Origin of the sequence: Sphingorhabdus sp. YGSMI21 (assembly GCF_002776575.1) — a bacterium.
In the GTDB taxonomy this organism is placed as follows: Bacteria; Pseudomonadota; Alphaproteobacteria; order Sphingomonadales; family Sphingomonadaceae; genus Parasphingorhabdus.
On record NZ_CP022548.1, the window covers coordinates 1,757,718 to 1,777,294 of the forward strand.

Below are 19,577 nucleotides of genomic sequence, written 5' to 3' on the forward strand. Positions count from 1 at the left end.
CCAATCCGTTAGCTAGGCCGAGAGATAGGGAATGCTAACCGCGTAAACGCCAAGACCGAGCAGCACCAACATGGTCACAAGCGTGCCGATCATTCGGCCCTTGCCGAATTTTCCGTCATCCATACCGACGCCATGGGCGACGCGACCGAGCAGATACAGGCCACTGACGATCCACAGCCATGTCGGAGAAGTTGTGCTGGCGAGTTCTATCGCCGCGACGAGCAGTACGACAAAGGGGGCGCTCTCAATATAATTGCTGTGCGCCCGCATCCGGCGGATGACTTTCTCGTTGCCGCCGTCACCGACGCTGACTTTTTCGCTGGCCCTGACCTGCCCGACGCGGATCATCAGCCAGATATTTATCAGCGCTGCTGCGCCCGCCACGGTCAATGTTATCGGTAAAATCATCTTGTCCCCCAAATATATGAAAATTATAGGCCTGCTATAGAAGCACAATGCTTGCAACGCACAGGAAAATCATTATACGCGCCATTTCGCGTGCAATCTGTTGAACCAAGGCCAAGCGATTCTCTGCAAAATCAGAGACTGTTTGTCAGACTTGGCCGATCAGCATATTGAGCATGCTATGGATTTTTAAATTTTAAAGAACAGGCTTAGCAATGGCTGTACCTAAAAGAAAAACGACGCCCTCCAAACGCGGTATGCGCCGGTCACATGATGCTTTGAAAGTCGAAGCCTATCAGGAATGCCCGAACTGCGGCGAATTGAAGCGTCCGCACCATATGTGCGGTAGCTGTGGTCATTATAATGGCCGGGAAGTCTTGGCCGCCGATCTTTAATCGGCTAGTCTCTCGGCTTCTGACGCGCAATCAAGGGGAATAGCTGGTGGGAATGAGGCCGCGAATCGCGATTGATGCGATGGGCGGAGATGAAGGCCCGCGCGTTATGGTTGCAGGTGCCGCGCTTGCGCGACACCGTCACGCCGGCTTTCAGTTTCTTTTCGTTGGTGACGAAACGCAGATTCGCGAAGCGCTGAAGGAGCATCCCAATCTCAGCGCTGCGTCCGAGATCCTGCACGCACCGGATGTCGTGTCCGGTGACGACAAGCCAGGCCAGGCGCTGCGCGGTTCCAAGACAACATCCATGGGCATGGCGGTCAATGCTGTAAAAAGCGGCGAGGTCAGTGCTGCGGTGAGTGCCGGCAACACTGGTGCGCTGATGGCCATCGCCAAGCTGGCGCTGCGCACCATGCCGGGTATCGACCGGCCGGCCTTGTCGGCTTTGCTGCCGACGATGAAGGACACGGACGTGGTGATGCTCGATCTGGGCGCCAACACGGAATGCAACAGCCGCAACCTCGTCCAGTTTGCCGTCATGGGGGCCGCCTATAGCCGCATCATGCACGGCTTTGATCGTCCCAAGGTGAAATTGCTGAATATCGGCACCGAAGAGGCAAAGGGAACCGGCACGATCCAGGAAGCTGCTGCGACGCTGAAAGGCGCTGGCGGCCTGCATATGGATTTTCTCGGCTTTACCGAGGCTGACAAGATTTCGACCGGTGAAGTCGACGTGATCGTGACCGACGGTTTTTCCGGCAATGTCGCGCTCAAGGCTCTTGAAGGTACCGCGCGCTTTGTTACTGATCTGCTGAAGCAGAGCTTCCTGAGCAGCCTGCGGTCAAAAATCGGCTTTCTAATATCCCGCCCGGCGACGGAAATGTTGCGGGGGCATCTCGATCCCAACAATCACAATGGCGCCGTGTTTCTGGGTCTCAATGGCGTGGTCGTCAAAAGCCACGGCAGCGCGGATGCAAAAGGCGTGGCCAATGCCGTCGAAGTGGCGGCGCGGCTGGTCGAGGACAGCATTCTCGAGCGGATCAGCGAAGATCTGAAGACAATCAGCGAAGCAGCACCGGTAGCCGAGGTAGCAAAATGATCGATGCCTCCAGACGGTCTGTCATCAAGGGAACCGGCTCCGCGCTGCCGCGCACCCGCGTTTCCAATGCCGATCTGGCCAAACGTGTGGACACCACAGACGAATGGATCGTCGAGCGCACGGGCATAAAATTCCGGCATATCGCCGAGGATGATGAAACGACCTCCACGCTCGCCACCGAGGCCGCGGACAAGGCGATGAAGGCCGCTGGTTTCAGCGCCGCTGACATTGATCTGATCATCGTTGCCACCGCCACCCCCGACCAGACTTTTCCGGCAACCGCCACGATCGTTCAGGATGCACTGGGGTGCAACGGCTGCGTCGCATTTGACGTCGCTGCGGTCTGCTCCGGTTTCCTTTACGCGCTGTCCGTGGCGGACAGCATGATCCGGGCCGGCAGCGCGCAAAATGCGCTGGTCATCGGTGCGGAAACCTTCAGCCGGATACTCGACTGGGAAGACCGGGGAACCTGTGTCCTCTTTGGCGACGGAGCCGGCGCGATCGTACTGGCTGCCGAGCCGGGGGACAAAGGCGTCCTGGCCACTCGCCTGCACGCCGATGGAGCGCACAACCAGCTTCTTTATGTTGATGGCGGCGCCGGTACCACCGGAACCGTCGGCAAGCTGCGCATGAAAGGTCGCGAGGTGTTTCGCCATGCGGTCGTCAACCTGTCTTCGGTGCTGAAAGAGGTGCTGGAGGAGTCCGGCGAATCGGTCGACAATGTCGACTGGGTCGTGCCGCACCAGGCCAATGCCCGGATCTTGGATGCCACCGCCAAGAAGCTCAATCTTCCACCGGAGAAGGTGATCAAGACCGTCGATATGCATGCCAACACGTCGGCGGCTTCGGTTCCGCTGGCTCTTGATACCGCCGTTCGGGACGGTCGAATCAAGGCGGGAGACTTGCTGGTTCTGGAAGCCATGGGCGGCGGTTTCACCTGGGGCGCATCGGTCATTCGCTACTGAACGCGCTGCCGCGGTTCGCGAATTAACCATAATTGACATATTCGTCGCCGATTTTACATCCTTGTCGAAAGCCAGTTGAGCGAAATGCACTTCGGCTCCTAGCTTGGAACCATGGAATATCCGGCACCCAATAGTCTGAAGATCGCGGCGCCGTTTCTTTATCGCGCCTATCTCAGCTGTCATGCCCTCCAGGCCCGCAAGCCGCAGCTGTTGAGTGCGCTGGATTGTTCCGAGGCGGAACTGCGCGATCCCGGCTATCAATTGGATGACCAGGCGATTGCCAGCCTCTGCGCTGCGGCCCAGGAAGAACTCAATTGCACGGACATCCATTCGGAAATCGGCAGCAAGATGGTGCCACGGGGCTTTTCCGACCGCGGATTTTCGGCTTTTTTCCAACCCAGTTTCGGTGAAGCCCTGCTTCATCTTGTCGCAGAGCAAAGGCTCGGCGGCGACAAGCCGGTTGTCAAACTTTTGCCGCTTTCATCCGGTGACCGGCTGGTCTGGAATTCGGACAAGCCGGTTTCTCCGGATCTGGTCCACATCATTTTCGCACTGGTCCACCAATGCGGAGAATTGCTGGCTGAGGGCCGGTTCAGAACTGTAAAGGCCGCGCATTTCGCTCACCGCCGGCCCGACGGCTTCCGGGGGTTCCCGAGCGAAAATTCCAGCAGAGCCCCGATTCCCTGCCATTTCAACCGCCCATCCACCTATCTCGAATATCATCATATGGCGATGTCCATGCCGATCCAGCGCCACAACCCGGCGATCGTTTCGGCGGTCAGGCGGCAGGAGGCCTTTTTCGCACGCACCCGATTCGAGCGGGAGAATCTCGCGAAACTGACCTACGAATATCTCTTGTATCTGCTCGACAAGTCCGGGCTCAGCCTTGATGCGGCTGCGATCACTTTCGGCATGGCGGAGCGCACGTTGCGCCGCAAACTGGTCGCCGAAGGCTTGTCCTACCGCCAATTGCTGGAGCAGGTCCGGCGCGACACCTGCCATCTCTATTTCCTCGAAGGCACGCGGAATCTTTCGGAAATAGCCGCCAAGCTGGGCTATAGCGAGTTGAGCGCATTCACCCGCGCCTATACCAGCTGGTACGGGCATCCGCCGAGTCAGGATACCGGCAGCGCGATCGCGCTTGCTGCCTGAATTGTGTGGAAAATGGTGGGCGTAGAGAGAGTTGAACTCCCGACCCCTTCGATGTCAACGAAGTGCTCTACCACTGAGCTATACGCCCACACTGGAGGCCCTCTAGCCAGCCGTTTCGACTGGCGCAAGGCTTAATTCAGGTCGCTGATACTGTCGGGCTCGAACAGCCGGTCCACCTCCATAACCAGATCGCGCAAATGGAAGGGCTTGGACAATATTTTCGCCTTCGGAACCGATTGTCCTGCGCGCAATGTCACGCCGGAAAAGCCGGTGATAAACATGACCTGTGTCTCCGGGCAGACCGACGCACAATGCTGGGCCAGCTCGATTCCGTCCATTTCCGGCATCACAATATCGGTGAGCAGCAGATCGAACTTCTGCTCGGCGAGCAGCGGTATCGCAGCGGTTCCGCGGTCTACAGCGACAACTTCATAGTTGGCTTTCTCCAGCGCCCGTGTAAGATGCTCACGCATCGCCCGTTCATCTTCCGCGAGGAGAATCCGAATCATTGTGTCGCGCCTTCCCGAATATGCCTGATTACAGGCCTGCCTTTATGCCGAGGCCGGTATATAAGTGCAAATCGGTTAATTTTTTTCCGAAGATATTGAATATTTTGGCGATGAAAGCTGCTTTTCCGGGGATCGAATATGGCTAATCCCGTCCCCGGCCAGGCAGAGTCGCCGGCATCCATTCATTCCCTGTCCAATCTCGAGGCGCTCCGCTTCCCGGTGCTTGTCAGCGTGCCCCATGCCGGTCGGGAATATCCGCCGGAACTTCTCGACAATCTGAATGTACCCGCGTCCCATTTGCTGCGGCTGGAAGATCGCTATTCGGATCGGCTGGCGGCCGCGGCCATCGCATCCGGCTTTCCGGCAATCATTGCCCGGAAACCGAGGGCCTGGATCGACCTCAATCGCAACCGCTCGGAAATCGATCCGGATATGGTGATCGGGATGGATCCATCGCAGACTGGCCAGATGAGCAGAAAAGTGAGGGGCGGCCTGGGCTTGTTGCCGCGCCGGCTGCACGGGGCGGGAAACCTTTGGCGGAACAAATGGTCCCACCAGCATGTCATGGACCGGATCGAGAAAGATCACGAGCCCTATCATCTGATGGTTGCGCATCAGCTCGACCGCATTCGCTCTACATTCGGGTGCGCGCTTCTGCTGGATCTGCACAGCATGCCGCCGGTCCTGGACGACAACAGAAGAAAGATAGGATTTGTTCTGGGTGACCGCTTCGGGCGTAGCTGCGAATCGCGCTATGTCGAGCTGGCCGCGGAGCATTTCCGGAGACAAGGCCATTCCGTCCAGACCAACCATCCCTATTCGGGCAGCTATATATTGGAGCGGCATGGCAATCCGTCGCGCAATATTCATGCATTCCAACTGGAAGTGGATCGTTCGCTCTATCTCGACTCGTCAATGCGTGAGCCGACTGCCGCAGCCGGATCGATCGCGGAGCTGATCCGCAACTGCTGCGCGATGCTGGCGGAACAAGTGACTGGTCAAGACCAGCTCGAAGCGGCGGAATGAGGGGTTTTCCATAAAAAAACCACCTCGCCGGTTCGGCGAGGTGGCCAAGGTTCAGGGAGGTGGCATTCCGAAGGAATGCCGGTGCCGATCCGATCGGGGGATGCGAACCGGTACATCGTCAATGTGGGCCTAGTCGCATCGAGTTGCAAGACCCCCGACGCGGAAAAATGACAATGAAATTTGCCTGCTTCGGCCAAACCGGTCGAAGCAGGCTGCTTTGTGCGGTTAAACCTGTACGGAAGGTGCTTCGGTAACCTGTGGCATCTTGCCGGCAGCAACCTGTTTCGCAAATACTTCGCGCATCATCTGTAGCGAGAAGAGATGGGCGTAGATCAGCGGCAAGATACCGTTCTGGTTGATCTTGCGAAGTTCGTCACCACGCAGATCGCGCAGTTTCTCTTCGTTGACCATCTTGAAACCGCGATAGACGAAAGGCTTTTCAACGCCGGTCTGCTGGATGGAGACTTCGCCGTCCATCAACAATCCCATCTTGTCCAGTTCCTGCACGAACTGACCGGTCCGCTGGCCAGCCTGTTCGAATTGTTCGCAGAAATTCAGGATGTTCTTTGTGGTTTCGCTGGGCTGATCATTGTCGAACAGCGCGTCGCCTTCCTTATAGTCACCAATGGCGTCGGTCGTCGGATCGAAACATAGCGACAGTTCTTCGGCTTCCGGACGCAATTTCGCGAGCATGAAGGGATAACGGCGGACATAGGCCGGAACATAAGCGGGTTCGCTGAACTGGCCTTCGTCATTCATGAACGTGTTCACGCCTTCGTTCAGACCCATGAGAATCAACGGAACGCTGTTGTTGCCGACCGAAAAGACAATCGGATAGTTGCGCGCTGCATTGATGAACTCGTCGGTGGTGATAGGGATGGCGTGCTGCGACTGCATGAAGGATGCATTGTCCAGCCCCTTGACTTTCCACTTGGCATGTTCGTTGGAATTCAGCGGAACCAGGTCCTTGTAGAACATTGGTAGGGCCTGTGCGTTCGGCGTGCTCGCCATAGTTATATTCTCCGAAAATTACTGTTGAAACCGAATAGTTGTCTTGCGCTTTAAGAGCCAGACTGACCGGACGCAAGGGGAACGAGTTTGCCCGGGTTCATAATGTTCTTGGGATCAATCGCGGTTTTTATCGCGCGCAGCATCGACAGCCGTGCATCGGAAGACAGGCGTTCCAGTTCCGCCCGCTTGTTTTGCCCGATTCCATGTTCTGCTGAAATCGATCCGCCGGCTGCGATGACGAGGTCGTGGACCAGCGGCGTTATCTGCGTCGCATAGTCCCGCATCCATTCTTGCGGTGGTACGCCCGCTGGCGCCTTGACGTGAAAATGGACATTTCCGTCTCCCATATGGCCAAAAGCAGCGACTTTCGTGCCAGGGAATTTGCCTTCGACAACCGGGGACGCCTCGTTGATGAAACGGGCCATGCCGGGTACCGGCACGCTGATATCATGCTGCAGGGCCGGGCCGTTGGCGCGCTCGGCTTCGGCAATCGAATCGCGGATTTTCCAGAAATCTTCGGCCTGCTGTTCGCTCGCCGCGAGTGTTGCATCTTCTATCAGGTCCAGTTCCATCGCTTCGGCCAGAAGGCTTTCGGTTATGGACCCGGGATCCTTTGCATCCGGCTGATCACGCACGATCTCGATCAGGACATGCCAGCGATGGCTGCCCTTCAGCGGCGCGCGGGTGCCGGGAATGTGGCGCAACACCGATTCCAGGCAGGTTTCCGGGATGATCTCGAAACCTTCAAGCGATTGGGCTGTCCGTTTGTTGAGAAAACGGAACAGTTCGTACGCGGCGTCTGTGCTGTCGACCGCGGCCCAGGATACGCAGCGATCCACCAGCGCGGGTACGGTCTTGAGGGTCGCGGCGGTGACGATGCCCAGCGTACCTTCTCCGCCGACGAACAATTGCTTCAGGTCATAGCCGCGATTATCCTTTTTCAGCGCCGCGAGTCCGTCAAAAATACTGCCGTCGGGCAGCACGGCCTCGATTCCGGTGACCAGTGAGCGCATGGTTCCGTGGCGGAGCACCTGGGTGCCGCCGGCATTGGTCGAAACCAGGCCGCCGACCGTGGCCGAGCCTTTGCCACCGAGAGTCAGCGGGAATCTCTGTCCTTCGGCCGCCAGTGCTTCGTGCAGATTCTGCAATATCACGCCAGCGTCGCACAGGACCAGCTGGTCCTCGGCCGCTATCGTGCGGATCCGGTTCATCCGGCGGAGCGAAAGCAGGATCGACTGGCCGCCGCTGTCAGGTGTTGCCCCGCCCACCATGCCGCTGTTTCCGCCCTGCGGCACGACAGCCACGGCGTTTGCGTTGGCGATCCTCAGAATTTCAGCCGTTTCTTGCGTGTTCGCCGGAGAGATCATGGCCAGCGCGGCACCCGTATATCGACCGCGCCAGTCGGTGAGCCACGGCGCCATGTCATCACCGGCCCGGGTGAATCCTTTCGCCCCGACAACTGAACGCATTTCTTCGAGCCATTCTGCCTTTTTTGGCATATTCCAATTCCTCTGCGGTCGTGCCACCTGTTCGCTATCGCGGCTCCGCCCTGCCAGGGGATCGCCCGGATGGTAACAGATGGAAAATTCTCAGTTCATGCAATATTCAATCACTGCTGATATAGGCAAGGCAAGGGTTAGTTAAGGGATTATGGTGAGCCTGTCACTTACAGCAATATTGCTGCTCTCTGTGCCGGATGCGCGCGAGATGCAGCCGGTAGAGATTCCGCCTGCAGACTCGGCCATGGTCCATGTGGAGGAGCGGCCGCTGCTCCTTGCACAAGTGCGAATCGAGAAGCGGGTGATCATACGCGTGCCTCGCCGTCGCCCCGCGCCGCTTGCACCGATGGCGGATTTTTCACGCGAAACCGTGCAAAAGACCTATCGCGAAAAGAAAATGGGCAAATGCGTGCCGATGAACAATATACTCGGCGTGCAGATGTTTTCCGACCGCTATCTCGACCTGATCACCAAGGATCGCAAGAGAATCCGGGCCCTGCTCGAGGACAAATGCCAGGCGCGCAGCTTCTATTCGGGTTTCTATGTCGAGAAAACGGATGACGGCAAAATATGCACCGGCCGGGATATCCTCCACTCGCGAACCGGAGCGAAATGCGAGATCGACCGGTTCCGGGAACTGGTGCCGGAACGCTAGACCAAGCGAGAAAGCTTGACAAATCCCGGATATGCGATCATTGCCCGGCACAGCCCGAGAGGCTAAGACAGGGTGCAAGGTTGCATCCTATATTTTTCCGGAACCACTATGAAATTTGCCGATATCGGCCTGTCTGAAGAACTGCTGAAATCCGTAGCCGAAGCTGGCTATGACGAACCGACGCCGATTCAGGCGCAAGCCATCCCTTCCGTCCTGATGATGAAAGATATCATCGGCATTGCCCAGACGGGCACTGGTAAAACGGCGAGCTTCGTGCTGCCGATGATCGACATTCTCGCTCATGGCCGCTCGCGTGCCCGCATGCCGCGGTCCCTGATCCTCGAGCCGACCCGTGAACTGGCCGCTCAGGTTGCCGAGAATTTCGAGAAATATGGCAAGAACCACAATCTCAGCATGGCCCTGCTTATCGGCGGTGTTTCGATGGGCGACCAGATCAAGGCGCTGGAAAAGGGCGTCGATGTCCTGATCGCCACACCCGGACGGTTGATGGATCTGTTTGATCGCGGACGTATCCTGATGTCGGGCTGTGAATTGCTGGTCATCGACGAAGCGGACCGGATGCTCGACATGGGCTTCATTCCTGATATCGAATCGATCTGCTCGAAACTGCCATCGACCCGCCAGACGATGCTGTTCTCGGCGACGATGCCGCCGCCGATCAAGCGGCTGTCCGACCAGTTTCTCAACAACCCGAAATATATCGAGGTTTCGCGCCCGGCAACGGCCAATACCTCGATCGACCAGTCGCTGATAGAAGTCGCGCCAAAGGGCAAGCGCAAGCTGCTCGTCGACATTCTCGACAATGAGGGCGTCGAAACCGCGATCATATTCTGCAACCGCAAGACCGAAGTGCGCGATCTGTGCCAGAGTCTGCGCAAGGACGGCTTTGATGCCGGGCAGATTCACGGCGATATGGACCAGAGCTCGCGTCTCGCCGAACTGGACCGGTTCAAGTCGGGTGAAATCAATATCTTGTGCGCGTCCGATGTCGCGGCCCGCGGGCTGGATATCAAGGGCGTCAGCCATGTCATCAACTATGATATTCCATGGCATCCGGATGATTATATCCACCGGATCGGCCGGACCGGCCGCGCTGGCGCTACCGGCGTTGCGATAACCTTCATCACCCGCAGCGATGCCGAACATGTCGATAGCATTGAAAAGCTGACCGGAATGAAAATTGCCGTTCGCAAGGAACGCAAGGCCGGGACTGGCGGAAAAGCGACTGAAAAGACCGACAGCGAACCGGCGGAGCCAAAACCGGCACGGGCAAAAGCCCCGCGCCGCGATGATGCTCCGAAAAAGGCGCGGCAGGATGATCGCCCGAAGAAGCCGCGGCGGGACGATGCCCCGAAAAAACCGGCACCAGCTGCCAGGTCTGAAGAGAAACAACCGCCGGTTGTTCAGGACAGCAAGGATATCGATGACGGCTGGAACGGCCCGATGCCGAGCTTTTTGGAAGCCAAGCTAAACCGCTAGGATATCAGCAGGCTGGCGCTATTGCAGCGTCAGACTGTCGAGAATAGCCACGGCCAGCGGATCTGTCGCCTTTGCCTGATCGGCGGAATAGGTGACCTCCGCCTGGACCATCGTGCCGTCCGGCTTGCGGAGCAGCCGCTGGCTGGATTTCAGGCCGTTGGTCAATATTCCCGAAGCGCGATATTCATTCTTGCCGATGGCGCCGCCATCCATGGCTTCATTGCCGTCCTCGACATTTTCGACCGCCTTGCTCCAGGCCGCGTCTTCGCGGTTTTCGACCCAGCTGACGGCCAGTTTTGCGCCGCTTGCCGTTTCGGTAAATACCCGGCCATTGTCGTCGCTGGCGGATTCGTCAACCGCCCAGCCACCGGGCACCATGATGGTGTAACCGCGCAAGGCGTTGGTATAGCTTTCCATGCTGGTGAGATCGACGGCCGCTGTCGTGCCGTCGCCTTCCGCCGCTGCCGCTTCGTCGCGGATCGCCTGGCTTGCAGCGTCCGCCTGTCGCGCCAGTTCCTCGCTCGACGGAACATCGCCGACCGCTTCCTGTTTTCCGCAGGCCGAAAGGAGCAGTGCCAGCGTCAGGGCGGCACCGAATGGAAGATTTGGAAGCATGTTTTTCATATCAGCCAGACTTAAGAGCAGCGAGGCGAAACATCAATGGCGATGTTGGAGAGGGCAGCAATTGCCGAAGCCCCGATGCTGTTGGAAAATGGCCGAAAATGTCAAATTCCAACAGGCGCTCTGAAAAATTATGCCGCGTTATCAATACCCAGGTCGGCCAGCTTGCGATAGAGAGTCGATCGTCCGATGCCTAGGCGGCGCGCGACTTCGGTCATCCGGCCGCGATAATGGCCGATGGCGAGGCGGATCACATCGGCCTCGATTTCTTCCAGCGGCCGCAAATTGCCGTCTTCGCAATAAAGGGTGATGCCAATGCCTTCCGGACTGTTCATCAGATGCGGTTCGGCATCCCCGGATTCGGCGACAAAGGACGCGATCTGCGGAAATTCATCACAACTCAGCGCATTATGGTCGCACATGACGGCGGCGCGGAACAGCACGCTCTGCAGCTGGCGGACGTTGCCGGGCCAGCGATAGCTGCGCAGCAGGTTCAGCGCCTCGTCGGTAATGCCGAGGCTGCGCAGGCCGGGCTGCAGCGCGAGGCGGGCCAGGAAATGGCGGGCCAGCGCCGGAATATCGCCGGTGCGGTCGCGCAGCGGCGGAATGGTCAGCTGGACCACGTTCATCTGATAATAGAGATCTTCGCGGAAATTGTCCTTTTCCACCTCCCGCTCCAGCTTGCGGTTGGTCGCGGCGATGACACGGACATCGAGCTGGAAGCTGTTCGGGCTGCCAAGCGGCTGGATATCGGAATGTTTCAGGAAACGCAGCAGGCGGACCTGGGTTTCCGGCGGGATCCGGTCGACCTCGTCGAGGAAAATCGTGCCGCCCTCGGCTTGCTGGAGCAGACCGATCTTGCGGTCGAAAGCACCGGTAAAAGCGCCCTTTTCATGACCGAAAAGGATCGAATCGAGCAGATTTCCGGTAATCGCGCCACAATTCAGCTTCAACATCGGCATTTTAGCGCGCGGACTGGCGGCGTGGATGGCGTCGGCAATGACTTCCTTGCCAACCCCGCCTTCGCCTTCGATCAGCACCGGCACCCGGGCACGGGCAGCCTTGGCGGCAATCGCCAGCGCCGCGCGAAAGGCCGGGGCCGCCCCGACGATTTCCTCAAATTCCAGCGGCACCGAGATTTTTTCGGTGAGCGGGCGCAACTCGCCGTCCTCGCGCGAGGATTCAACCGCGGCGTCGAGCGCCTTGAGCATCAGCTCGGGGGCTACCGGCTTGATCAGATAGTCGGTGGCGCCGGCCCGCACGGCGTCGACCGCCTCGGCGATTGAGCCGACCGCGGTCAGCATCAGGATCGGCAGGGCAGGGCGGCGGGCTTTCAGTTCGGCAATCAGTTCGGTGGCTTCCGAACCCGGTACCCAATGGTCGAGGATGATCGCGTCGAGCATCATCCCGTCCTGCGTCCCGAGCGTCGCTATCGCGGTTTCCGCGTCGCGCGCGTAGATCGTGCGAAATCCCGCGCGCGAGGCCAGTGCCGAAATCAACCGGCATTGCGCCGGCTCATCATCGATAAGCAGCAGTAACTTTGTGCCGTTTTGTGCCATTTTTTTCCCGATTGTCCCACAATGAAGCATTTTCATAGCGGCAACCGGTAAAGAGCCGATTAAAGGACAGACATTTATTCTATCCAAAATGACGGTGGGTAGGACTTGAGCAGTCGCTAATATGCGGTTAGACCTCGCGCCAGTTAAGAACGAGAAATGGGGACATCATGACATCCGATAATAATCTGGGCCCGGCCCAGGAAACCTACACAAGCTTTTTGTCGATGCTGAAAGTCGGCACGATCCTGACCGCCATCGTGGCCATAGTGGTGGTTATACTCATTTCCTAACGGATTGGAATCAAGTGTGAAAATTGCGGTATTGAAGGAGCTCGCCGACGGCGAAGCGCGCGTGAGTGCGTCCCCCGAAACGGTCAAGAAGTTCATTGCCCTGGGTGCCACCATGGCTGTCGAGAAGGGGGCAGGCGAAACTGCCGCCGTCGCCGATACGGATTATACCGATATGGGCGCAACGGTCGGCACGCGGGCTGCCGTCCTGAAGGATGCCGACATCGTGCTGGCCGTTCAGGGTCCCGATCCGCAATCGCTGAAGGGCATGAAAAAAGGCGCCTGGCTGGTGGCCAGCCTCAATCCTTTTGGCGAGCGCGAACGGGTCGACGCTTATGCCAAGCTGGGCATTGATGCGCTGGCGATGGAATTCATGCCACGGATCACCCGCGCGCAGTCGATGGATATCCTGTCATCGCAGTCCAATCTTTCCGGTTATAAAGCCGTCATTCTGGCCGCCAATGAATATGGCCGCGCCTTTCCGATGATGATGACCGCAGCGGGCACGGTGTCCGCCGCGCGCTGTTTCGTCATGGGTGTCGGTGTTGCCGGATTGCAGGCGATTGCCACGGCCCGGCGTCTCGGCGCACAGGTCAGCGCAACCGATGTGCGCAGCGCCACCAAGGAACAGATCCAGTCGCTCGGCGCGAAACCGATTTTTGTCGAATCGGTCGAAGGCATCGAGGGCGAAGGCTCGGGCGGCTATGCCACCGAAATGAGCGAGGAATATCAGAAGGCGCAAGCCGAACTGGTCTCCAGCCACATCGCCAAGCAGGATATTGTGATTACAACCGCATTGATCCCGGGCCGCGCCGCACCGCGCCTGATTTCCGACGCGCAGATTGCGACGATGCGCAATGGCAGCGTGATCGTCGATCTTGCGGCGGAGCAGGGCGGCAATGTCGAAGGCGCTGTCGCCGGCAAAGTGGTTGTGAAGCACGGCGTCAAGATCGTCGGCGCGCAAAATATTCCGGCGATGATGGCGGCAGACAGCTCGGCGCTGTTTTCCCGCAATCTTTATAATTTCCTCAGCGCCTATTGGGATGAAGAGGCCAAGCGGCCGGTGCTGCCCGATGACGATGAAGTGACGATTGGCATACGGCTTACCAGGGATGGCAAGGTTGTGAACGAGCGGTTGTTGGGGTGAAAGCGTTCTACGCCGCCTTCTTTGCCATCGCGTTAAGTTTGGGGAGTTTCTCTGCTCCAGCTATCGCCAATAATGCTTCAATGCAGGTAGACTGGAGCATTGTGAAGGGTAATTGGCCAAAAATTCAGAGCGTTTCGGGGAAAACGAAGGTTGATCTGAGTGTCGAGATGCATCCTACCCGGCTCTTGGTTGCAGAGCGGGACATAGTTGGAGTGGATGGTAGAAAGTTGTTACCTGCAGGTTCTCAACTTTATGGGATGGCCGGCAAAACTACCGCGCTTTGTAGTCAGTCTCCCGCAAGCGAGTTATATATGGGCAGCAAAAGTCGTGTTTGCCTGATTGACAAGGACAATGACGGCGTAGTTGATCATAGTTTTCTAGCGGGTTTCGGGAAAAATTGGCTGGCAAAAAGGCCCGGATGGTGGATATTGAACCAAGCAGATGAGGATGAGATTTTTCCAATCATTCTACCCTCGCTGGCTGAAATAAACCCCCTTAATGCTACCCAAACTTTGTCTCTTAAATTGGCCTTGAAAGCTAAACGATCAGGCGGAATTGTAACAGGGGTCTATGTGGACGGTTTGGATGCAGGACTTTTCGGCATTTGTCAGCCCTTAGAAAAACGGGGAAGTGATCTAATTTCCTCATGTTTCGTCGAAGGGTTCACTGTGACTTTTCATAATTATAAAAGCAAAGATAAGAGTGAACGACGATTGGATTTCGATTTTCCGGATAGGAAGGTTTCTATCTTGATGGAGGTCAGCAAAGGCTTGATCGGAAGTGAAGTAGCCTCCCTTATATTTTATTGATTTAGGAGATACAATTTTGGACTTTATCTCAATTCTTTCGATCTTCGTAATGGCCTGTTTTGTCGGCTATTATGTTGTCTGGTCGGTGACCCCGGCCTTGCACACGCCGCTGATGGCGGTGACCAATGCGATCTCTTCGGTGATCATTGTCGGGGCGCTGATTGCGGCGGCGGCGGGATCGCAGGCTGATGGTGGGCAGACCGCCAAATGGCTGGGTCTGGTTGGCGTGGTGCTGGCGAGCGTGAATATTTTTGGCGGCTTTGCCGTGACCGAGCGGATGCTCGCGATGTACAAGAAAAAGGAGCGCAAATAATGGGTGCTTCTTTTGATCGTCACCCCAGCGCAGGCTGGGGCCTAAACCAAGGGCGCCGTATCGCATCGATAGCGGGTTGGATCCCAGCCTTCGCCGGGATGACATTTTTCGCGGCTACTCCCGCACTTGCCGCCTCCGGCGAACCGGTAAACCCCTGGGTTGCCACCGCCTATCTGATTGCCGGCGTGCTCTTCATTCTCGCGTTGCGCGGCCTGTCATCGCCCGAATCGAGCCGGACGGGCAACCGTTTCGGCATGGCCGGGATGCTGATTGCCGTGGTCACCACCTTGTGGACCCACAGCATTGCCAGTCTGCCGGAGATCGCCGGTGCCATCGCCATTGGTGGCGCGATCGGTTTCGTCACCGCGCGCCGTATCGCGATGACCGATATGCCGCAATTGGTTGCCGCTTTCCACAGCCTCGTCGGTCTGGCCGCCGTGCTGGTCGGTATCGCTGCCTATCTCAATCCCGGTGCCTTTGGCATATTGGATGCAACGGGTGAAATATTGACCGTGAGCCGCGTCGAACTGGGCCTTGGCGTTGCCATTGGTGCGATTACATTCTCCGGTTCGGTCATCGCTTTTCTGAAACTCAACGGCAATATGTCGGGCGCGCCGATCATGCTGCCGCTGCGTCATGTCATCAATCTGGGCGTACTTGCCGGAATCATCGGTCTGACCGCTTATTTCGCCATTGCCCCCACCGTTGGCACAGGCGCGATCTTCTGGACCATCGTCGGCCTCAGCTTCCTGATCGGCTTCCTGCTGATCATTCCGATTGGCGGCGCGGATATGCCCGTGGTTGTGTCGATGCTGAACAGCTATTCCGGCTGGGCCGCAGCGGCGATGGGCTTTACCCTCGGGAATACCGCGATGATCATCACCGGCGCATTGGTCGGTTCGTCCGGTGCGATCCTGTCCTATATCATGTGCAAGGCGATGAACCGCAGCTTCATCAGCGTGATCGCGGGCGGCTTTGGTGCTGACAGCGGTCCGTCGGAAGGCGCGGCCAAGATCGACCGTCCGTGGAAACGCGGTTCGGCCGAGGATGCTGCCTATATGATGAAACAGGCCGAGAATGTGATCATCATTCCGGGCTACGGCATGGCCGTGGCGCAGGCGCAGCACGCGCTGCGCGAAATGGGCGACATGCTGAAAGAGCAAGGCGTCAGCGTCAAATATGCGATCCACCCGGTTGCCGGTCGTATGCCTGGTCATATGAACGTGCTGCTGGCCGAAGCCAATGTGCCCTATGACGAGGTGTTCGAGCTGGAAGATATCAACAGCGAATTTGCCCAGGCCGATGTGGCTTTCATCATCGGCGCGAATGACGTGGTCAATCCGGCGGCGAAAACCGACAAGGGATCGCCGATTTACGGCATGCCGGTGTTCGATGTCGAGAAAGCCAAGACGATCTTCTTCGTCAAGCGCTCGATGGGCGGCGTCGGCTATGCCGGGGTCGACAACGAGGTCTTTTATATGGACCAGACCATGATGTTACTTTCCGACGCGAAGAAAATGTGCGAAGAAATCGTAAAGGCGCTCTAGACGCCGAGTTCGATTTTTTCAGGGAATGTAACATTAATGCGTAAAATTGGCCTGATTGGCGGGATGAGCTGGGTGTCGACCGCTAGCTACTACACGCGGATCAACCGGATCGTGCAAAGCCGCCTCGGCGGCTTTGCCAGTCCGCATATGTTGATCGAAAGCGTCAATTTCAGCGATTATGCCCGGCTCCAGTCGGACGATGACTGGGATGCAGCCGCCGGTCTGATGACCCGGTCGGCCAAGCGTCTGGAAAATAGCGGCGCCACCGCGGTGCTGATCTGTTCCAACGCGATGCACAAGATTTATGACCAGGTGCAGCCCGAAGTGGGTATTCCGATCCTGCATATTGCCGATTGTGTCGGTGACAGGATGGTCGCCGACGGTATCAAGTCGGCCACGCTGATCGGTACGCGCAACGTGATGACCGAGGGCTTCTACCGCAAGCGGCTGGTCGGCAAGGGCATCACCCTGTCGCCGCCGGACGAGGAGCGGGTCGAGGAGATCGACCGGATCATTTACGAAGAGCTTATGTTCAACCAGGCCAAGCGCGATTCCGAACGGACGATGAAAACCTATATCACCAATATTGCCAAGCAGGAGATAGAGGCAATCGTGCTGGGCTGTACCGAGCTGGATTTGATCGTCGATACCAAGGCGAATATCCTGCCGATCTACGACAGCACCGAAATCCACGCCGACGCGGCGATCGAATGGATTCTCGCCGAGGGCTAGTCCCGTCTTCCGCTGATTACTGACATTGGTGTCAATGCCCTTGGCATCACCGCTTTTTTGCGGCATTATCTCGGCTTCCTGGAGGAGAGAGATATGATACGCAGTCTATTGGTGGCCACCGCGCTGTGCCTGAGTGCCCCGACGCTGGCCAAAAGCATCAATGTAGAAGCCGGAGACGATGCGCAGGAGCGGCTGCAGGAAGCTCTGATCCTAGCCGAGCCTGGCGATGTCGTGGAACTGGGTGCGGGCCGGTTCGATCTGGTCGACGGTCTCTCTCTGGATGTTGATAATGTCACCGTGCGCGGCGCGGGCATGGACCAGACGGTGCTCAATTTCGCCGGACAGCTCGGCGCCGGTGAAGGCCTGCTGGTAACATCCGACCATGTGGTGCTGCGCGATTTCGCGATTGAGGACAGCAAGGGCGACGGCATCAAGTCGAAAGGCGCGGACAATATCGTCTATTACAAGGTGCGGGTCGAATGGACCCGTGGGCCGCATAAGGACAATGGCGCCTATGCCATCTATCCGGTGGAAAGCAGCAATATACTGGTCGACAGTGTGATCACGATCGGTTCGTCCGATGCCGGGATTTACGTCGGCCAGTCGGAAAATATCATCGTCCGCAACAGCGTGGCGAAATTCAACGTCGCCGGGATCGAGATCGAGAATAGCGTCGGCGCGGACGTTTATAATAATGTCGCGGTGAACAATACCGGCGGCATCCTGGTGTTCGATCTGCCCAATATCCCGAAACAGGGCGGCCGCAATGTCCGCGTGTTCGACAATATTGTGGTCGACAACAACACCCCGAATTTTGCGCCCGAAGGCAATATTGTCGCCGATGTCCCAGCCGGCATGGGGGTCATGGTGATGTCGCATTATGAGGTCGAGGTGTTTGAAAACCGTTTCGCCGAGAATGGCACGGGCAATGTCCTGATTGTTTCCTACACCAAGGGGCAGGATGACCCCAATTATAACCCCAAGCCAATCGGCGTGCGGGTGTTCGAGAATGACCATGGCCGGGCCGGCTATAATCCGGTCTTCAAGGGTGGCGCACAGCTGAAGGCCGCCTTTGGCGGTGCTATTCCGCCGATTATCGAGGATGGCACGGGCGAGAATATCCTGATTGGCGATGATGTAGCGATCCTGTCGCTGGGGCTGACCGCACCGGGCCAGTCGCTGGCCGAAGCCAGGCCGTCGCTGGTGCCGGGCGCCAGCGAGCCGTTTGACGGGCGGCAGCTGAAACCGATCACCCTGCCGCAGGCGATGGAAGACGCGATCCGATAATGCGGTTGCTGGCTTCTGCGTGCGCGGTTCTGGCGCTGGCCCTTACAGCGGGCGCGCGCGAGCCGGCGGGCGTGGCCGACGGGGTGATAATGTCCGACGGCCTGCCGCGGCTGCTGTCGGATTATCGCTTCTTCAAGGATGCCGCCGGCTGGCAGCCGAACGAGCGGGTGGTGCCCTATCAACTGAACACGCCTTTATTTTCCGATTATGCGGAAAAATACCGGTTCATCTATGTGCCCGAGGGGCAGCAGGCGCAGGCCGGTGGCGACGGGTTGCTCGAATTTCCGGTGGGGTCGGCGCTGATCAAAAGCTTCGGTTACGAGCGCGATGGCAAGCCGATGCTGCTCGAGACCCGGGTGCTGCTGCACCGCGCCGACGGCTGGCTGGCGCTGCCCTATGTCTGGAACGAGGAGCAGACCGAGGCGAAGCTGAAGGTGGCGGGGGCGCGCATCCCGGTCACTTTCACCGACCCGGCCGGACGGGAACGGTCGATCAGCTATGCCGTGCCAAACAAGAACCAGTGCAAGGAATGCCATGCTCTGTCGGAAGCGGTGACGCCGATCGGCCCCAAGGCGCGCAATCTGACCCGTGACGGACAGCTTGATCAATTCGCAAAGCTCGGCCTGATCGACCGGGCACCCAAGGTTGACTATCGCGTGCCGCTCTGGGGGGAGACCGGCGGCAAGCTGGACGATCGCGCGCGCGGCTATCTCGACGTCAATTGCGCCCATTGTCACAATGTCCGTGGTTCAGCGAGCAACTCGGGCCTGTTCCTGACCTATGAGGAGGACATGCCGGTCCGTATCGGCATCCACAAACGCCCGGTCGCCGCGGGCCGGGGCAGCGGTAGCCATGATTTCGACATCGCGCCAGGCGATCCGGACGGCAGCATCATGATCTACCGGCTGAACAGCCTTGATCCGGGCATCTCCATGCCGGAAGTCGGGCGCTCGATCGTCCATGACGAGGGCGTCGCGCTGCTCAGCGAATGGATCGCGGAGATGGAATAGGGGATGTTTGTTTGAGCTCAAGCGCTGGGCCCGGACCTATGTATTTTGTCTC

At 58.1% G+C, this 19,577-nt stretch carries 21 protein-coding genes and 1 tRNA gene; 15 read left to right on the forward strand and 7 right to left on the reverse strand.

Annotated features, from left to right (window positions below; translation table 11 throughout):
* Nucleotides 1-12 precede the first annotated feature (12 nt).
* Nucleotides 13-408, reverse strand: coding sequence for an MAPEG family protein (locus CHN51_RS08580; protein ID WP_100093643.1), 396 nt, complete (start codon nt 406-408; stop codon nt 13-15).
* Between the two features lie 212 nt (nt 409-620).
* Here CHN51_RS08580 and rpmF point away from each other — a divergent pair, with 212 nt between their 5' ends.
* The 4 genes from rpmF (at nt 621) to CHN51_RS08600 (ending at nt 4,013) form a co-directional block, all read left to right on the forward strand.
* Nucleotides 621-800: a 50S ribosomal protein L32 gene (gene rpmF / locus CHN51_RS08585; RefSeq protein ID WP_100093644.1), complete on the forward strand. Its 180-nt coding sequence runs from the start codon at nt 621-623 to the stop codon at nt 798-800.
* A 52-nt stretch (nt 801-852) separates the two neighbouring features.
* The gene (gene plsX, locus CHN51_RS08590; RefSeq protein ID WP_100093645.1) at nt 853-1,896 is read left to right on the forward strand and encodes a phosphate acyltransferase PlsX; all 1,044 of its coding nucleotides are present in this window, start codon (nt 853-855) and stop codon (nt 1,894-1,896) included.
* The gene (locus CHN51_RS08595; RefSeq protein WP_100093646.1) at nt 1,893-2,861 is read left to right on the forward strand and encodes a beta-ketoacyl-ACP synthase III; all 969 of its coding nucleotides are present in this window, start codon (nt 1,893-1,895) and stop codon (nt 2,859-2,861) included. The genes plsX and CHN51_RS08595 overlap by 4 nt, the downstream gene beginning before the upstream one ends.
* Before the next feature lie 111 nt (nt 2,862-2,972).
* On the forward strand, nt 2,973-4,013 hold the full coding sequence (locus CHN51_RS08600; RefSeq protein WP_100093647.1) for a helix-turn-helix transcriptional regulator: 1,041 nt from the start codon (nt 2,973-2,975) through the stop codon (nt 4,011-4,013).
* 13 nt (nt 4,014-4,026) lie between these two features.
* On the opposite strand, the gene CHN51_RS08605 is transcribed toward CHN51_RS08600, so the two are convergent.
* Nucleotides 4,027-4,101: transfer RNA gene (locus CHN51_RS08605), tRNA-Val, on the reverse strand.
* Nucleotides 4,102-4,144: 43 nt separating this feature from the next.
* Nucleotides 4,145-4,522 (reverse strand): response regulator, encoded by a 378-nt coding sequence (locus tag CHN51_RS08610; RefSeq protein ID WP_100093648.1) that lies wholly within the window; start codon nt 4,520-4,522, stop codon nt 4,145-4,147.
* A 138-nt stretch (nt 4,523-4,660) separates the two neighbouring features.
* Between CHN51_RS08610 and CHN51_RS08615 the strand changes: the two genes are divergently transcribed.
* Entirely contained in the window at nt 4,661-5,548 is an 888-nt protein-coding gene (locus CHN51_RS08615) for an N-formylglutamate amidohydrolase (RefSeq protein ID WP_100093649.1), read from the forward strand.
* A gap of 225 nt (nt 5,549-5,773) precedes the next feature.
* Here CHN51_RS08615 and CHN51_RS08620 read toward each other — a convergent pair whose 3' ends face one another.
* Together CHN51_RS08620 and CHN51_RS08625 are read right to left on the reverse strand one after the other, a co-directional pair.
* Nucleotides 5,774-6,559 (reverse strand): SapC family protein, encoded by a 786-nt coding sequence (locus tag CHN51_RS08620; protein WP_100093650.1) that lies wholly within the window; start codon nt 6,557-6,559, stop codon nt 5,774-5,776.
* 50 nt (nt 6,560-6,609) lie between these two features.
* Nucleotides 6,610-8,058, reverse strand: coding sequence for an FAD-binding oxidoreductase (locus tag CHN51_RS08625; RefSeq protein WP_100093651.1), 1,449 nt, complete (start codon nt 8,056-8,058; stop codon nt 6,610-6,612).
* A 151-nt stretch (nt 8,059-8,209) separates the two neighbouring features.
* On the opposite strand from CHN51_RS08625, the gene CHN51_RS08630 reads away from it, so the two are divergent.
* A complete protein-coding gene (locus tag CHN51_RS08630) occupies nt 8,210-8,713 on the forward strand; it encodes a hypothetical protein (protein WP_100093652.1) in 504 nt (167 codons plus the stop codon).
* Between the two features lie 108 nt (nt 8,714-8,821).
* Entirely contained in the window at nt 8,822-10,213 is a 1,392-nt protein-coding gene (locus CHN51_RS08635) for a DEAD/DEAH box helicase (RefSeq protein ID WP_100093653.1), read from the forward strand.
* An 18-nt stretch (nt 10,214-10,231) separates the two neighbouring features.
* Here the strand turns inward: CHN51_RS08635 and CHN51_RS08640 are convergent, their stop codons facing one another.
* The gene (locus CHN51_RS08640; protein ID WP_123906282.1) at nt 10,232-10,837 is read right to left on the reverse strand and encodes a hypothetical protein; all 606 of its coding nucleotides are present in this window, start codon (nt 10,835-10,837) and stop codon (nt 10,232-10,234) included.
* 128 nt (nt 10,838-10,965) lie between these two features.
* Nucleotides 10,966-12,393 (reverse strand): sigma-54 dependent transcriptional regulator, encoded by a 1,428-nt coding sequence (locus CHN51_RS08645; RefSeq protein WP_100093655.1) that lies wholly within the window; start codon nt 12,391-12,393, stop codon nt 10,966-10,968.
* 167 nt (nt 12,394-12,560) lie between these two features.
* On the opposite strand from CHN51_RS08645, the gene CHN51_RS19545 reads away from it, so the two are divergent.
* The 8 genes from CHN51_RS19545 (at nt 12,561) to CHN51_RS08680 (ending at nt 19,525) form a co-directional block, all read left to right on the forward strand.
* Nucleotides 12,561-12,683: an aa3-type cytochrome c oxidase subunit IV gene (locus tag CHN51_RS19545; RefSeq protein WP_123906283.1), complete on the forward strand. Its 123-nt coding sequence runs from the start codon at nt 12,561-12,563 to the stop codon at nt 12,681-12,683.
* Between the two features lie 16 nt (nt 12,684-12,699).
* On the forward strand, nt 12,700-13,827 hold the full coding sequence (locus CHN51_RS08650) for a Re/Si-specific NAD(P)(+) transhydrogenase subunit alpha (protein ID WP_100093656.1): 1,128 nt from the start codon (nt 12,700-12,702) through the stop codon (nt 13,825-13,827).
* The gene (locus CHN51_RS08655; RefSeq protein WP_100093657.1) at nt 13,824-14,636 is read left to right on the forward strand and encodes a hypothetical protein; all 813 of its coding nucleotides are present in this window, start codon (nt 13,824-13,826) and stop codon (nt 14,634-14,636) included. The genes CHN51_RS08650 and CHN51_RS08655 overlap by 4 nt, the downstream gene beginning before the upstream one ends.
* Before the next feature lie 16 nt (nt 14,637-14,652).
* Nucleotides 14,653-14,949 (forward strand): NAD(P) transhydrogenase subunit alpha, encoded by a 297-nt coding sequence (locus tag CHN51_RS08660; protein ID WP_066743604.1) that lies wholly within the window; start codon nt 14,653-14,655, stop codon nt 14,947-14,949.
* Between the two features lie 98 nt (nt 14,950-15,047).
* A complete protein-coding gene (locus tag CHN51_RS08665) occupies nt 15,048-16,496 on the forward strand; it encodes an NAD(P)(+) transhydrogenase (Re/Si-specific) subunit beta (protein ID WP_100095492.1) in 1,449 nt (482 codons plus the stop codon).
* A 36-nt stretch (nt 16,497-16,532) separates the two neighbouring features.
* Nucleotides 16,533-17,228 (forward strand): amino acid racemase, encoded by a 696-nt coding sequence (locus CHN51_RS08670; protein WP_100093658.1) that lies wholly within the window; start codon nt 16,533-16,535, stop codon nt 17,226-17,228.
* A 93-nt stretch (nt 17,229-17,321) separates the two neighbouring features.
* Nucleotides 17,322-18,515 (forward strand): parallel beta-helix domain-containing protein, encoded by a 1,194-nt coding sequence (locus CHN51_RS08675; protein ID WP_100093659.1) that lies wholly within the window; start codon nt 17,322-17,324, stop codon nt 18,513-18,515.
* On the forward strand, nt 18,515-19,525 hold the full coding sequence (locus CHN51_RS08680) for an SO2930 family diheme c-type cytochrome (protein WP_100093660.1): 1,011 nt from the start codon (nt 18,515-18,517) through the stop codon (nt 19,523-19,525). The genes CHN51_RS08675 and CHN51_RS08680 overlap by 1 nt, the downstream gene beginning before the upstream one ends.
* The last annotated feature ends 52 nt before the right edge of the window (nt 19,526-19,577 follow it).